This is a genomic window from Terribacillus sp. 7520-G, assembly GCF_002271665.1.
GTDB lineage: Bacteria > Bacillota > Bacilli > Bacillales > Amphibacillaceae > Terribacillus.
This window is the reverse complement of sequence record NZ_NQFP01000037.1, coordinates 26,348-42,073: the sequence shown is the minus strand read 5'-3', so window position 1 is coordinate 42,073 and position 15,726 is coordinate 26,348. Positions and strand designations below refer to the sequence as shown.

Annotated in this window: 15 protein-coding genes; 6 read left to right on the top strand and 9 right to left on the bottom strand. The window is 45.0% G+C overall.

Translation table 11 applies throughout. The features are described 5' to 3' along the window. Positions 1-13: 13 nt before the first annotated feature. The gene (locus CHH53_RS13405) at positions 14-778 is read right to left on the bottom strand and encodes an SDR family oxidoreductase (RefSeq protein ID WP_095216633.1); all 765 of its coding nucleotides are present in this window, start codon (positions 776-778) and stop codon (positions 14-16) included. Positions 779-898: 120 nt separating this feature from the next. Between CHH53_RS13405 and CHH53_RS13400 the strand changes: the two genes are divergently transcribed. Next, complete coding sequence (locus tag CHH53_RS13400) at positions 899-1,441, top strand: TetR/AcrR family transcriptional regulator (protein ID WP_095216632.1); 543 nt, start codon at positions 899-901, stop codon at positions 1,439-1,441. A gap of 241 nt (positions 1,442-1,682) precedes the next feature. Here the strand turns inward: CHH53_RS13400 and CHH53_RS13395 are convergent, their stop codons facing one another. Further along, the gene (locus CHH53_RS13395; RefSeq protein ID WP_095216631.1) at positions 1,683-1,937 is read right to left on the bottom strand and encodes an HPr family phosphocarrier protein; all 255 of its coding nucleotides are present in this window, start codon (positions 1,935-1,937) and stop codon (positions 1,683-1,685) included. A 403-nt stretch (positions 1,938-2,340) separates the two neighbouring features. Between CHH53_RS13395 and CHH53_RS13390 the strand changes: the two genes are divergently transcribed. Next, positions 2,341-3,237 (top strand): LysR family transcriptional regulator, encoded by an 897-nt coding sequence (locus CHH53_RS13390; protein WP_095216630.1) that lies wholly within the window; start codon positions 2,341-2,343, stop codon positions 3,235-3,237. Positions 3,238-3,303: 66 nt separating this feature from the next. Here the strand turns inward: CHH53_RS13390 and CHH53_RS13385 are convergent, their stop codons facing one another. Beyond that, entirely contained in the window at positions 3,304-4,344 is a 1,041-nt protein-coding gene (locus CHH53_RS13385; protein WP_095216629.1) for an NAD(P)-dependent alcohol dehydrogenase, read from the bottom strand. A 230-nt stretch (positions 4,345-4,574) separates the two neighbouring features. On the opposite strand from CHH53_RS13385, the gene CHH53_RS13380 reads away from it, so the two are divergent. The 3 genes from CHH53_RS13380 to CHH53_RS13370 all read left to right on the top strand — a co-directional run bounded on the left by CHH53_RS13380 (position 4,575) and on the right by CHH53_RS13370 (position 6,304). Then, positions 4,575-5,015, top strand: a complete 441-nt coding sequence (locus CHH53_RS13380; RefSeq protein ID WP_095216628.1) for a MerR family transcriptional regulator — start codon at positions 4,575-4,577, stop codon at positions 5,013-5,015. A 114-nt stretch (positions 5,016-5,129) separates the two neighbouring features. Next, positions 5,130-5,879 carry an SDR family oxidoreductase gene (locus CHH53_RS13375; RefSeq protein WP_095216627.1) on the top strand — a complete coding sequence of 250 codons (750 nt, stop codon included), beginning with the start codon at positions 5,130-5,132 and terminating at the stop codon, positions 5,877-5,879. Between the two features lie 35 nt (positions 5,880-5,914). Then, positions 5,915-6,304 (top strand): DUF2255 family protein, encoded by a 390-nt coding sequence (locus tag CHH53_RS13370; protein WP_095216626.1) that lies wholly within the window; start codon positions 5,915-5,917, stop codon positions 6,302-6,304. 79 nt (positions 6,305-6,383) lie between these two features. On the opposite strand, the gene CHH53_RS13365 is transcribed toward CHH53_RS13370, so the two are convergent. The 6 genes from CHH53_RS13365 to CHH53_RS13345 all read right to left on the bottom strand — a co-directional run bounded on the left by CHH53_RS13365 (position 6,384) and on the right by CHH53_RS13345 (position 15,337). Then, a complete protein-coding gene (locus CHH53_RS13365; RefSeq protein WP_095216625.1) occupies positions 6,384-7,559 on the bottom strand; it encodes a NupC/NupG family nucleoside CNT transporter in 1,176 nt (391 codons plus the stop codon). 935 nt (positions 7,560-8,494) lie between these two features. After that, positions 8,495-9,997, bottom strand: a complete 1,503-nt coding sequence (locus tag CHH53_RS13360; RefSeq protein ID WP_095216624.1) for an FAD-dependent oxidoreductase — start codon at positions 9,995-9,997, stop codon at positions 8,495-8,497. A 60-nt stretch (positions 9,998-10,057) separates the two neighbouring features. Then, positions 10,058-13,618, bottom strand: coding sequence for a dynamin family protein (locus CHH53_RS13355; protein ID WP_158221564.1), 3,561 nt, complete (start codon positions 13,616-13,618; stop codon positions 10,058-10,060). An 88-nt stretch (positions 13,619-13,706) separates the two neighbouring features. Then, complete coding sequence (locus CHH53_RS13350; protein ID WP_095216622.1) at positions 13,707-14,753, bottom strand: C45 family autoproteolytic acyltransferase/hydrolase; 1,047 nt, start codon at positions 14,751-14,753, stop codon at positions 13,707-13,709. Positions 14,754-14,992: 239 nt separating this feature from the next. Then, positions 14,993-15,118, bottom strand: coding sequence for a hypothetical protein (locus tag CHH53_RS17805; protein ID WP_255374715.1), 126 nt, complete (start codon positions 15,116-15,118; stop codon positions 14,993-14,995). 129 nt (positions 15,119-15,247) lie between these two features. Continuing rightward, positions 15,248-15,337, bottom strand: a complete 90-nt coding sequence (locus CHH53_RS13345) for a YjcZ family sporulation protein (protein ID WP_095216621.1) — start codon at positions 15,335-15,337, stop codon at positions 15,248-15,250. A 200-nt stretch (positions 15,338-15,537) separates the two neighbouring features. On the opposite strand from CHH53_RS13345, the gene CHH53_RS13340 reads away from it, so the two are divergent. Next, on the top strand, positions 15,538-15,630 hold the full coding sequence (locus CHH53_RS13340; RefSeq protein WP_095216620.1) for a YjcZ family sporulation protein: 93 nt from the start codon (positions 15,538-15,540) through the stop codon (positions 15,628-15,630). Positions 15,631-15,726: the final 96 nt, after the last annotated feature.

Below are 15,726 nucleotides of genomic sequence, written 5' to 3'. Positions count from 1 at the left end.
AACTATGAAATTCTCATCCTCGCACCATGGAATTAGAGAATGAATCAGGGAAGAATTTTCCTGCAAAGCGCAAAACTTTCGATAAACCCGGGACTACGCGCTTCTTGTTTTTTTCCATACCCTTGATGCCATGTTTAACAAGGGTATCCAAAGACATGCTTGGCATACTTGTAGTACTCTCACCTTTTGTTCCATTCGGTTCAAGATTTGTTTCTGCAACAAGCGGCGGTACTAATTCCATCACATGAATATTTTTCCCTGACTTATTCAATTGAATGCGAAGCGCGTCGGTATACATATGAACTCCTGCTTTCGTAGCAGAATAAACGGGATGAATAGGTGAAGTCAGATAAGATAGACCAGAACTCACCGTTACGACCATCGCTTCATTTTGCTTACAAAGCTGCGGCAGCAAAGCTTGGGTCATCCACATTGTTCCTTTAAGATTTATGTCAACTTCAGCTGTCGCCTGTTCAAGCTCCATTTTTTCATCAAGCAGTTTAAAAGAACGCATAATTCCGGCTGAATTAAATAAAACATTGGCTTCGGGGTAGTTTTCCTTAATGAAACTTGCCATTTTCCGAATTGAATCAAGACTTGAAACGTCCCCTTGTAATCCGATCAGTCCTTTGTACTCTTTCATCACCCGATCGATTGTTTTTTGATTACGGCCGATTACAATCACTTTATTCCCGCGTTTTAACAATTCCTTAGCATAAGCAAGACCAATTCCTGAAGTGCCGCCAGTAATAATGATTGTATTATTTGAAAGCTTCATAGTTCTTCTCCTCCCTTTGGTTACAATTTATGGTTTTTGTAACCTTAAACAAAACGATACCTCGCCCAGTTACAAAAGTCAACTTTTGTAACTGGGCGAGGTATATAGTATAATCGATATATGAAGAATTTAAGTAAAGAAATCATATTGGAAACTGCTCATCGTATGGTAGCTGAACATGGGATGGAAAAAGTCAATCTTTCAAAGGTTGGAAAAGAATTAGGAACGAGTCATGCAGCAATTTATAAATATTTCTCAGGAAAGGAAGCATTATGGACAGAGCTTGCCCTTTCATGGCTTGATAATGAACTGTCAAAACTATTTCCCTTCGAAACTAAAAGTTATTCCTCTACAAAGGAAATCATTCATGATTGGTTTTGGGTTTTGAGTGAATCAAAATACAACGCTTATCATCGCGAACCAGAAATGTTTAAGTTATATACAACGTATATCGATGGAAATCCCCAAGCTTTGGCTCATCACCTTACCGACTTATCCGGCAGCTTAAAAAAAGCAGCCGGAATTGAAAACAACAGTACATTAAAAGCACTGTTCTTGGCATTTTCATATTTTTCATCCCCCTCCTTTGCAGAAAATTGGTCACAAATCGACTTCAAAGGAGAATTCGAGAATGTCTGGAATTTGGTCGAAGCAGGAATTTAACCTAGAGCCTTCAAGCTAGGAGATGAACATCCATAGCCCAGAAGAACGAAGAGTAGAATCATATGTCTGCGTGAACAGTTAAGGATGCTGCCAAATGTATCACTGCACCTGCATGGTAATGATCCAAGAGCGGAAAAATGGATGAAAGATCCATATCCATACTAAATGGCCCTGAAAATGCTGCTGGCAACAGGGCCATCCTTCGTAAGTGATTATTGTCTGGCCTAGCCAATGCTGCTGTTCATTGATCTGTAAGGAATTCCTTCAATGTATCTATGGCTAGCTTTTCATCATCTCCATCAACAATCAAGGTAATCTCATCCCCGGTCTTCACGTGTAAATCCATGACTTTCATTATTTCTTTTCCATCTATGGGAACACCATCTTTGGAGATGATGACATCACTAGTGAACGCACATGCCCTGGACACGAATATAGCTGTGTTCCTGGCCTGCAGGCCACGCGGAATACGCACTGACAGCTTTGTCATCAGCATACCGAATGGAACCTCCCTTCCCTGTAAATGATCCCCCTTGAGCCTTTCAGGCCGGAACTTCTCCCTCTACTAGTCCACTTGCCTTGTCGGACGAATGATAATCTCGCTTACGGCCACCGTCTCAGATGTGCTGATTGCATAGGCGACAGCATAAGATATATCCTTGTGGGGCAGCAATGACTAATCTAGCTCCCTCCCCTATTCCGCTTGATACACCCATGATGACAACTCCTTCATTCCGGATATCCGGCACTTGGATTCATCTTTTCTGATGATTTTTCATGCTTTTTATTTAATTTTAGGGTGTGCATCCCACATATAACAAATACTTATATCTTATATCGTGATATGCTTGATAAGCATTTCTATTTGTATATACTGAACGTATAAGGGGAGATGGTAAATGGAATTACGTGTGCTTCGCTACTTCCTTACCGTGGCAAGAGAAGGCAACATCACGAAAGCAGCCAATTTCCTGCACGTGACACAGCCTACCTTATCCAGACAATTAAGGGACCTTGAACAAGCGCTGGGAAAAAAACTGTTCATCCGGAGCAGCCACAGTATTTCCCTTACAAATGAGGGAATTCTTTTAAAAAAGAGAGCTGAAGAAATCGTCTATATGGTCGATAAATTAGAATCGGAATTCAGCTCCATGAAACAAATGGTGAGTGGTGATATTCATATAGGCGGCGGTGAGACCGACGCCATCAGGCATATCGCCCGGATTGTCAAAGACTTGCACGAAAAATACCCAAATATACGCTACCACCTATACAGCGGCAACGAAGAAGACGTGGCGGATCGTCTTGACAGAGGCATGCTTGATTTTGGCATATCGATCGAACCAGCTGAGCTATCGAAATACAATCATCTGAATATCCCTGCCAAGGATATTTGGGGTGTCGTCATGAGAAAAGACAGCCCTCTTGCTGCTAAGGATGCAATTACGGCAGCCGACCTGTTAGATCTTCCGCTGATCTGTTCCAGACAGGCCATGAATCAGGGCTATTCCAAAAATGAATTTGCAGATTGGTTCGGCGAAGATCTTGACAGACTGAATATCGTGACGACCTATAATCTTGCCTACAATGCTGCAATCCTTGTGGAAGAAGGCATTGGTTACGCGATCACCCTTGATAAAATAGTGAATACATCAGAAGAAAGCACGCTTTGCTTCAAGCCCTTGGAGCCTAAAATCGAATCGGGATTAAGCCTTGTGTGGAAAAAACACCAGGTTTTTTCTGCAGCTGCGGATACATTCCTTAAAGCAGTTCAAACGGAATTCATCAGACAATAAGCAGAGCTGTCCTGTACGAAAAAAGGATGTCCTTCAACCCTAGGGACATCCTTTTTCCTAACACAATCACAGTGTGCTTGTATCGATTACGAAGCGGTAGCGTACATCGGAAGCTAACACTCGTTCATATGCTTCATCAATTTGATCGGCTGAGATGATTTCGATTTCAGGTACAATCTTATGCTGGGCACAGAAGTCCAGCATCTCCTGCGTTTCGCGGATTCCGCCGATCATGGAACCTGCGAATGTGCGACGCTGACTAATGAGATTGAACACATTCAGTGCCAATGGTTCTGCTGGTGCACCTACATTCACAAGGGCACCATCCAATTTCAACAGGGAAAGATACGCATCGATATCGATTTTTGCGCTTACTGTATTAAGAATAAAATCAAATGAGCCAGCCAATTCCTTAAATGTGTCCGGATCGCTGGTGGCATAATAATTTTCTGCCCCGAACTGCAGTCCGTCTTCTTTTTTCTTCAGGGACTGAGACAGCACCGTCACCTCGGCACCCATGGCATTGGCAATCTTGACAGCCAAATGTCCAAGGCCTCCCATCCCTACCACTGCCACTTTCTTTCCTGGGCTTGCATTCCAGTGGTTAAGAGGGGAATAAGTCGTGATACCTGCACATAGCAAAGGTGCAGCGGCATCAAGCTCGATACCATCAGGGATTCGAAGGACAAAGTCTTCCGTCACGACGATATGGCTGGAATAGCCACCTTGGGTAGGCTGTCCATACTTATCGACACCAGCATAAGTCGGTACATTTCCTTCGTGACAGTACTGTTCCTCCCCTTTCTTGCAGTTATCGCATTTGCCGCAGGAATCAACCATACAACCGACCCCTACTCGATCTCCGACTTGATACTTGGTGACCTCGGAACCTACAGCGGTGACGATTCCCGCAATCTCGTGGCCCGGAACGAGCGGATAATCCACCGGCCCCCATTCACCATGAGCGGTATGGATATCCGAATGACAGATACCTGCGAATTTAATCTCTATGAGCACGTCATGTGAATCCAGATCACGTCGCTCAATCTCAGCTGCGCGGAAAGGTTTGTCCGGACCATCAACAGCTCTTGCTTTAGCGATTACCATATCAACAACCTCCAAAGTAAATAATTTAATCACAAGAGTATCAGCCTATAAATATGTACTGACTGCCAGCTTGATCTCCTGCCTGAAATAATCCTAAGGGATAGAGTGGACTCTAAGTCAAGCGAAAACAAAATATTCAGCATCCAGAAATTAAAATATTGCCGTACACGTGAGACATTGATAAAATGACTTCACATTCAAGGTTTTTAAATCAGTTTGGGAGCGATATCATGAAAACCTATACGATCAGTGAAGTCGCAAAAGAATTAAATGTCACTGCATATACCTTGCGATACTATGATAAAGAAGGGCTCATGCCCTTTGTTGAACGCACAAGCAATGGACAAAGGTTGTTTAAAGAATCTGATATTGCCGCTTTAAAGGTGATTGAATGCCTGAAAGCTACCGGGATGCCCATCAAGGAAATAAAGAATTTCATCGATTGGTGTTCGGAGGGAGATTCCACATTACAGCAGCGGTTCGACATGTTTGTGGAACGTAAAGCCGCTGTGGAAAGACAGATCAAGGAACTTCAGGATACCCTGGGACTCATCGATCATAAATGTTCATACTACAAGGAAGCATTGGAAGCCGGTACAGAAGCAATTCACAAACAAGATAAAATTGATATACCTGCTCAGCGAATTAACGAAGAAGGGATCTGCATCTGATAGTCGATGCAGATCCCTTCTTTTCACTTGTGAAAAATCAGGAGAGGTTTTCTCTTGCCATAGAGTCAGCTCTAAGGTATAGGCTTGATTTATCGCGATGAAGGAGGAATCAAAATGACAATCGAAAACAAAGTAGTGGTAATTACGGGGGCTTCTTCCGGAATCGGGGAAGCAACTGCAAAATTATTGGCCAGCAAAGGCGCCAAAGTCGTCGTCCTGGGCGCTCGCCGGGAAGACAAATTGAAAGCATTGGCCGATGATATCCAAAATGCTGGCGGACAAGCCGCTTATCGGGTCACCGATGTTGTGAACCCGGACGATAGCAAGGAGCTTGTCCAGCTTGCGAAAGATACATTCGGCGGCGTCGATGTCATCTTCCTGAACGCTGGCCTTATGCCTAATGCACCTCTCTCCGCATTGAAAACGGATGAGTGGAACAGCATGATCGACGTGAATATCAAAGGTGTCTTGAATGGCATCGCGGCAGTATTGCCTGCATTCACCACCCAAAAATCCGGTCATATCATCACTACCTCCTCCGTGGCTGGACTTAAAGCCTATCCAGGAGGCGCGGTTTATGGCGCAACCAAGTGGGCTGTCCGTGATCTGATGGAGGTTTTGCGCATGGAATCCGCCCAAGAAGGAACCAACATCCGCACAGCTACCATTTATCCTGCAGCAATCCATACGGAATTGCTGGATACAATCACGGATAAAAACACAGCTGAAGGTATGACTGCCATGTACGAACAATATGGTATCACTCCTGATAGAGTTGCCAATGTTGTAGCATTCGCAATCGATCAGCCAGAAGATACAAATGTTAACGAATTTACAATCGGACCAACTAATCAACCTTGGTAAACAAATCGGCTCACGGGAAAATCAATGGAGGAGGAATGAAGATAATGGCTCTCTCATGGCCGAAAGAAGAATTAGCGAAAATCAAAGGAACAGATGACCTTCACATCTCCCCATTTCGGGATGACGGAGTTACCTATGGCACTCCGACTTGGATTTGGTCGGTGGTGGTCGATGAAAGCCTTTATGTGCGAGCATACAACGGAAAGCATTCACGTTGGTATAATGCTGCGCTAAAGCAGAAAGCGGGGCAAATCACTGCCGCTGGCATGACAAAAGAAGTCGTCTTCGAGCCTGTCGAAGGATCGATCAATGACAAAATCGATGAAGCTTATAAGGCAAAATACAAAAGCAGCCCTTATCTCGAGCCGATGATCGGCAGAAGGACCCGAGCTGCGACAATGAAGATTCTACCACGCGATAATTAGTTCACATCACACACAAGCAAAGCTGTAAAGGCATAAAAAGACTGTACATCCTTAAATGGTGTACAGTCTTTTTTGGGTCTTAGAGGAACAAACCGACAATCGTACCAGTCAATACGGATCCCATGGTAGCCACCAACAGGACTTTCAACCCTACTTTCGCCAGCAGGCTTGCCTGCTTCTGATCGATTGCCTGCACTGTTCCCAGAATCATACCTATGGAAGAGAAGTTAGCAAATGAAATCAAGTAGGCTGATACGATACCTACTGTCTTTGTAGACATATCCGGAATCATCTTAACGAAATCCGTAATGGCAACAAATTCATTGGCAGCCACTTTGGTTCCCATGACAGAGCCTGCATTCAGGATTTCGGAGGCCGGGATTCCCATGATGTATGCTACAGGTGCAAAAACATACCCTATAAGTTCCTGGAAGGTCATTCCTACCAAGCCATCGAGTATAAAGTTGATCATCGCCAGCAGCGCCATATAGGTGATCAGCATCGCTCCCACGATAAGAGCTGTTTTACCCCCTAATAATGTACCGTTACCAATGGCTTCAAAAAAGGATTTATCCGTATTCATTTCTTTGATATCGATGTCATAGTCCTCTTCACTTTTAACAGGAGCTACAATGGATGATAAAATCAGACCTGAAAATACGTTTATCGGCAATGCCACCAGGACATACTCGGCAGGAATCAGCTGTAAATAAGCTCCGAGCGTCGAACAGGATACCGCAACAAGAGATGAAGTAGCAACGATGAACAGACGGTTTGGGTTAAGCTTGTGAATTTGGGATTTTACAGAGATGATTGCAGTTGTATCGCCGAATATCATGGAATTCACGGCCACAAATGATTCGACCTTGGGAAGTCCAGTTATCTTGGACACCAGACCGCCTATATACTTGATAGCCAATGGCAGTATTCTGGTATAAGTTAAAATGGAAAGCAATGCTGATACGAAAATAATCATCATAAGAACATCAAGGAAGAAATAGCCTTTTGTCGATAGGTCACCAAATACAAAGGAGATTCCTTCATGTCCGAAGGAAAGTACTTTGGAAAATACATCTACTATTTTCTTTATGATTGTTCTGCCGATTGAAGTATTCAGCAAAAACCAAGCCAGTATAAGCTGAACAGCCAGCATGATACCGGTTGCTCGATAATTGATATTCTTTTTATCGTTTGACATAGCCCATGCCACAGCGACTAAAACAAGTATTCCTAAAACTCCAATAACAATTGACACTTCATTTACCTCCAACCCTGCAGAACCAACAATAGTCAACAGTGAAATTCCTTTTTTGCTTAGCTTTGGACAATTTTAATGTATGAACGGTTTTGCAAGGAAGAAGAAGTCTTATCCACAGCAATTACGTCTCTATTAAAATTTTGTGCTCCGCCATATGATTATCTTTCATCCATATCTATATGTAAGAATAATCACTGTCAAAAGTACCCCAAAACTATTGTCATCTATTATGACATATTTATTTTTACATGATAACACTTTTAGAATTAGTTATATTATTTTCATTTTTCCTAAAATACTTTCAACTAAGTCGGAGCATTTTCCTAAACGAATCCTAAATCAATAAACACATTATGCCTTCCTGACACAATAAAAATTCCTTCGATTCTGCAAGGTGTGCCAATCTCTTCCATTGTTTTATATAAGTAGATGCACCTGTAAAATCACTTTGGTTATATATCTTATAAAGCCGTATCTCCATCGGTTGATTAAATGGATACCTGAAGCGACATCGTGTATAAGGAAGTATTGTGTTGATCTATATACGATATAAGTTATACTAATTGCGTTTTTCTGCTATCGACAGAACATAATCGCTTGGAATACGCTCCTGACGTTTTATGCATATAAGTGAGCATTTCAGCTGTGCTGGCCTGATTTGTCTTGCAGACCGGTTACTTCTCACCATTCTCCTCCTGATTTATCGATATAAAAAGACAGCCTGCAGCTGCCTGTGACGTATACTTACTTTTTTAGACTGGCAGCATACAAAGGACCATTCAGCGTAATCGCAGTAATGATACGAACCATTTCTTGAGGAGATTCTTTTCTGCCGCTATATGTTCACCTCTCCTTTATAGTTTACCAGATCTAATTTACAAGGTTTCATATCGAAAAAAAGCTGCCGGGAAACCCGGCAGCTTTTTGTCTATCTATTCCCTATCCAGTGCCCGCAATGCAGGTCCTTCCACAACTTCCCCTTCCGCTGTGAAGCGGGAGCCGTGACAGGAACAATCCCATGTATGGTCGGCGTCATTCCAGGAAACCGGGCAGCCATTATGGGTGCAGGAGGCACTCATTTCATGCAGTTCCCCCTTATCATCCCTATAGTAGGCCATTGTCTGTCCATTTTTCTCGAGGATGGCGCCTGTTCCATTCGGCAGATCATCCGGCCTGATAACTGTTTCATTACCGGTGCGGTTCACATCGTCTTCGCCGAGGGTTTCAGGTTCTGCTTCTTCCATTTCCCTGCCGATTCTGTATACATCAGCAAACTCATTATCTTTACCCTCAATCAAATCGGCAAGCAATGTAGCTGCTGCAACCCCGTTGGATAACCCCCATTTTCCGAAGCCGGTCGCTGTGTAGATTCCGGGTGCATCATCACTGACTTTACCGATGAATGGCAGCTGATCCGTCGTAAGCAGGTCATGACTGGACCAATGCTCATAAAGTTCCTCCACGCCGAACTGCTCTTCGGCAAATTGATGGATTTTCTCATAGCGATCGAGAACGGAAGACCCATCTCCTGTCACATGGGACTCACCGCCGACAAGGACATAGTGATCTTCCCCCTTTTTCAGGCTCCGAATGGAACGTTTCGGGGATTCGAGACTGATATACATGCCCTTGGAATAAGGCTTTTTCGACTTGATGGCGATACCGTAGGAGTTTTTCGGATCCATGTTCGAGGAGAAGTATTGATTCTCCACCTGCAGCGGGAAATGTGTGGCGCTTACCACATGATTGGCTGTGATGGTATGCCCGTTTTCGGTATGCACGACTGGACGGGATTCTGTATCGAAGGAAACAGCCAATGTCTGTTCATAGATGCTTCCTCCCCGCAGTTCGATTTCCTTCAGCAAGCCGACCAAATATTTCACCGGGTGGAACTGGGCTTGCTGGCGCATCACGGCAGCTGCTTTGATGGGAATATCCAGCGGCATGGAGTCCGTCAAGTATCCATCGATGTGAAGTCTCCGGTAGGCATCGACCTCTTTTTCGATTATGTCTGCCCCCTCATCCAGCTGCGTATAGATATATGCCTCCTGCTCTTCGAATTCACAGTCGATGCCATGCTCGGCTGCTGTATCCTTCACATAATTGATTGCCCGCAAATTCGCTTGGAAATATTTTTTGGCAATCTCCTCGCCGTAACGTTCTATCAAACCTTGATAAATGATATCATGCTGCGCAGTCAGTTTACTGGTCGTATACCCCGTAGTACCTGAAATCAGCTCGCGTCCCTCGATAAGCACGACACGCCTGCCTCGCTTGATCAGCTCATAAGCTGTCGTGATACCGGCAATTCCTGCACCAATGACCAAAATGTCCGTATCCAGGTCTTGATCCAGTTCTGGATACGATGGCATATCCACTGAATTGCGCCAATAGGATGACGGTTTAACCGAGAAAAGCTTTTTTGCCTGCTCCATAACTGTAAACCTCCTGAATTGCTATCTATTTGGTTATACAGTATCCTGGATTGCTATCGGTCAAACTTCTTCCTGCAAAAGGGAAGTGAAAGTCTCCACTGCCCGCTGCAGCTGCTGGCGGGATGAATCGTCTGCCAGAGCACGAAGCAGACCGGCATAGTAGCTCGACAGCTGTCCGGCCGCCTGTTCCTTGAGCCTCGCTTCTTCCGTCTGCCAGATTTGCTCGTAATGTCGGGTCATAGCGTCTGTATATTCTTGCAGGATTCCGGCTAGAAGCGGCTCCATCAGCTTGAGCAGTTCCTCTTTCAGCTTCTCTTTTTCATTTCCTTGGAAAAAGGCTCTCGGTCCGCGGTACTGCTTCTGCAGTCGCGCCACCGTCCCCTGCTCCAAGCGGAAAATCGTTTTTGGCGGCGCAGTTTCCGGCAGTTTATCATGATCAGGTGCTGCGAATGACAATGCTTCGTCCACTGCCTGCACAGCTTGTTCCAATCCCATCTTCCATCTATCTGCTTGCTCTCGCACGGTTCTGTCGACACGGATTGTAACAGCACGGTATTCCTGTTCCAGCTGTATTTGGATAAGCTTTTCAAACTCGCGTAGCTGGCGGGCCACTTCCTCTTTACCTGCTGCGCCGGTGCTTTTGATCAGTGACGGATTAAAGCATTTCTTGAATAGATCATTTGCTTCCAAGAGCTGCCTTTCCTTTACATAATGCAGCTGTTTCTCGATTCGTTGGGTGATGGCTTGTTGGAATACAGGCTGTGAATAAGTATGAGCCTTATCCAATACCTCCTCCCGCTGCCTTTTATACTGCCTGATTTTCTGCAATTTCGCTTCTTCATCCAAATCCACGGCTTCGGCATATGCTTGAAGCTGTCCATATTGCCTTGTCAATTCCTGCTGGGCGCCTTGGATGATGACTTCTGTCAGTTCGTCGCGTATGAATCCACCAAGATCCTGTTCAAGCCTCTCAAGTCCTGAACCAAGCTGGGCGGAAGTTTGTTTCTCCTGCAGGCCAAGCAAGCTGCTCAAAGCGAAAAGACGAGGCTGCCTGATATGGAAGTTTGCCAGATTGGCTGTTACGTAGGAGGTGACATAATTTATTTCCTCTTCATCCTTAGCCAGGTCGCTGGCATTCACGATAAAGAACATATTGTCTTTTTCCAAGGCTCCTTTTACCTTGCCCAGCTGCTGCAGTACTTGTTCATCCGCTTTAGAGAAAGCATGATTATAGTAAGTGACGAACAAAATGGCATCCGCATGCTTCATGAATTGGAAGGTCACATCCGTATGGCGGGCGTTGACAGAATCGGCTCCGGGTGTATCGATCAATGTGATTCCTTGGCTTAGGAATTCATTCTCCAGATAAACGGTTATTTGCTCAATGAAGCAGCTTATCGTCTCCTTTGTCACATGGTCGCTGAATGCTGCGAACGGGATTTCTCCCTCTGTTCCAAGCTTGGCGTGAACAAAACTGTATCCGTTCTGAACGGCCTGCAGAAACACTTGATGCCTTTTATCGCTTACAAGCTCGGCAGGGTTTTGCGATAAGAATTCCTCCAGACTCATCTGCTTTCCGCTGAGACTCTCGATATCTGCTTCGATCTGCAGGCGGGATTTCCATTTGACGAGCACCGTTCGATGCGGATGCTGGCTTGTTGCCTGCTTCAGCATATTGATGGAAGCTGTCGTCGGATTAGGAGATACCGGCAGCATGCTTTCCCCGAGCAGCGCATTGGCAAACGATGATTTACCGGCGCTGAAAGCTCCAAAGAGCACCAATGTATAATCTTGATGTATCAATTTTTCTTGTCTATTCTTGATATCTTCAATCGCCGCTTGAAAACCTTCCACACCTTGAAGGGCCGCTGCTGCGCGATCAAGATCTTGCACCATCTGTTCCGGAGATCGTTTTGCAGTCCGTCTCTGCTTTTCAATCGATGGTTTTTCCGGCGTTTCAGTCGATTTACCTGGTTCCTCCGGCAGCTCCATCATTTCTTTCATCCGATACCTGTCTGCCAGGGCTTCCCTTGTTTGTTCGATGATATGTGCGTCCCTTTGCTGGCCCGTTTGCTGTATACGCTTGGCAAGTGCTTCAAAGGACTGTTTCAGCTGATCGATTTCCATTTTGATTCGCTCATTTTCTGCGGCTTTTCGTTTCTCCTGCTGTTCCAGGCGTTCTGCTTCTTGATAGGCACTCTGGGTCGTATTGACGGCAGCTTCCACTACTTGCAGTGCGGCTTTTTTAAAGCTGAGCTTAATATGATCCTGAACTGCCGCTGTATACACGAGCGTATAGGTCCCATTCATGCTTGCTCCCGGCTGGACATGCTGCTCCAATAAATCAGCCGGCAGTTCCGCCGCAAATTCCTGCAGCAGGACTTGTACCGATTCCGTATATACATCATGCCTCCTGGCCCAGTCACGCAGCTTGTCACGCAGTCTCCAAGTCAGCTGCTTCTCGATTTGCTGCTGAATCATCCCTTCCGTCTTGGCACGCCGTTGTTCCCGCTCCTCTGCCGTTTTCCGTTTACTGCCGAACAAGCCGACCTTGAAGTCAGGAAAAGTGGATTCCAAATATTCCTCAGCCGCATCACGTACTTCAAAAGGCATCAGATTGGCATTCTTCAAGGTCTGCAGAATCGTCTCGCGACCATCTTCCTCTGCTGCTTTCTGTTTCCCGCGCCAGTTACTGGCTGCATCCGCAGCAGCATCATCCAATTGATGGAGCGTTTCCATCAATATCGCTTCTTTTTCCGCAAGTTCTTGTTTCTTTTCCTGGAGATAGTAAGTGATCAGTCGCTGTCTGCCTCGCTCCACTCCTGCTTTATGCAGCCGCTCTCTGTCTCCAAGCAGGAGATCCATCTTCTCTTTCACAGCAGAAAGCTGATTGCGCTTATGGTCCGTCTCCTTCAGCGTTGTGTAATAAACAGCTTCAGGTGTGATGCCCCACTGTTCGAATACATTGGCGACTCCATGTTGAAAATCATACCAGGAAAGCTCTTCATCACGATGCTTATCGATTTGATTGATGATCAGATAGAATGGCTGCCCTTGATCGGAAAGCTGCTGTAAAAACAGTAAATTCACTTCCGATTGGACATGATTGTAATCAGTCACATAAAACATCGCATCCACAAGATGCAGTGCTGATTCGGTCATCAAACGGTCTGCATCATCACTTGCATCGATCCCCGGTGTATCCATCAAAGCGATACCGTATGGAAGATTGGTTTGATCGTCTTGAATTGCGATTCTTTGAATGTCTTTATTGCGGCAATATGTATCCAAGGTCTCTTTCCGATATGGCGCTGGCAGTTTATATTTCGTATCATCCGATCCATAGGCAAAGACTTCCGGCTCCCCATTTTGGATGGTGACGATATTGGCACTCGTCGGAATCGGACTGGCCGGAAGCACTTGGTCGCCAATCAAAGCATTGATGAGTGAACTTTTCCCAGCTGAAAAATGACCGGTGAAGCAGATGAAGGCAGTCCCCTTTTCGGCCTTCTCCACTAAATCGAGCGCTTTTTTGCTGTATTGCGATGCCTTTTCCGCTTCGAAAAATTGATATAATGCTGCCAGACTGAACAATTCCGTTGTTTCCGCTGTACGCCGCATGTTGCTCCCTCCCCTTATGTATGCGCATTCATATTTTTTATTATAAAACAGGAAAACCGCACTTACCATCGTAAATGCGGTTTTCATTTCATTCTCCCATATATGGAATCCGGACATCGGTGTCCAGGGATCCGGTGAATTGGCTGAATGACAGATCCTTACCTCGGAGCCAGGCGCCGAAGTCAACCTCAGTCGGCTGCTGATTCCCGATGGCAAATCCCATTTTAAGCTCTTTCGGTTTGTAGACAGATGTATGGATCGTACCTGCCCAGTTGCGATAGCTATCGGAAAATACGTCGTAGCTCGGATCGTTCAAGAGTCGGAAGCCTTGAGCTGCATCCATGTCTTCCTTATGATGAGCCTTGATGATCTCGAATCGACGGTTGCTATCCACTAAATGATGCCGGTTTTCTTTCGTCAAAACATCAAAATGGTTCGTACTATAATGAGCTTTCTTTACAGCCGTTCCGCGGGGACTTCCTTCGACCACTCGCCGAACACCATCGGCATCATTGATGACATAGTTGAATGAGTGCCGATGCGGCATTTCAGTCAGCTTCTCGACGGCTTCTTCTGTTGTGGTACAGGTTTCTAAGAGGATGCGAGACAGCATATTACAAATGAATCCTTCTTCCGGAAAACGCTGATGCACGAAGTTATAGCCGATCGTCAAGCCTTTTTCGTTCATACCGTCGATTCGCCCGAGAATCCGCTGGGAAGGACCGATGGTTGCAAAATATTCCGATTCCGAGGGCTGATACAATAGGAAACGTCCTTCATATGTTTTTGGATGATAATCATAATTGCGTGCCAGGAATTCATTCCCCGTCACGATCGAACAGCCGGAATTGATTCTCCATTCCTGCTGGAAGCCGCTGTAATCCATCAACGTCTCTTCGATAGAGAGACCCAAGGCATCACTGAGCCCAGTCAATTCTTCATAAATACCAGGATGATAGCTGCGGAACATACGGAAGGCATCGGCCGGGTCAACCGTAAAACGGCGGCGGTTCCGCTGTTTTTGTTTTTGCTGGTATCCAAATAATGGTGTATGTTTCAAACGCTCTCCCTGCATGAAGCCGAAATCATAATGCGATCCACGGAAGGTGAATACGTCGGAGTATATCTGTTTCATAGCGGACCCTTCTTTTCTGCATAGTATCCTCCTATTATCCAATACGATGCAGGGACGGGGGAAATGATATGCTTGCGGTCCTTCAACATTACAGATATGAAGCTGCGTGGGTATGATTCCAGGATGCTTGAAAATATAACCGTTATACCCACTCCATTTTTGAGTGTTCAGGTGTATCAACAGGCAATGATTTAAGGAATTTCATCTGCGTTAGCCAGCTGCCCGTTCATTTTCAGCTCCTATTCATCTGGTTTGGATTCCTTTGTTCTTTTGCTAGGCAATAGGATGACAAGCAGAAGTACTTTAATGATCTGATCAAACCAATTCCGGACCTTCCCGGTATTCGACTTCATCAAATCTTTCATGGAAATCTTCCCCAAACGTTATTCTTTGTAATGCACAACAAGTTCGCCCTAGCTCATACTGCAATTGATATTGAAATTGCATAAAAAAGAGACTGCTTCATTTAGCAGTCTCCTTCATTACGGATTAAATCAGCACCAAGCTGCCCCGACAATGATAAGCAAGATGAACAAAACTACTATCAGCGCAAAACCTGCGCCGTAACTGTACCCTCCGCTCATGATAACACCTCCATATGAATTAATATAATGTATGTATGGACTTCAGCCTTTGTATGGTCACTCACCCATTTTGATCTGAACGTTATTGTCCTTTTGCCAATTTGGATCGTTTCTATTCATGAAGCAGCAAAACAATACCCAATCATCCCTTACAGCAACACATACAATACATCATCCTTGTCATAATAGGAGGTGTACTAATGGGTTCTGGATACGGAGCAGGATTTGTGTTTATTATTGTATTGTTCATCCTTTTGATCATTCTCGGTGCATCTGGGTACGGCGGTTACTGATGTGATTTTTGTGCTCTTTATCAAGATCGGCAGGTCGAATGGCCTGTCGCCTTTTGCATGGTTTGAACCTATGTTCGTTTGGCCCTTTCTTATTTT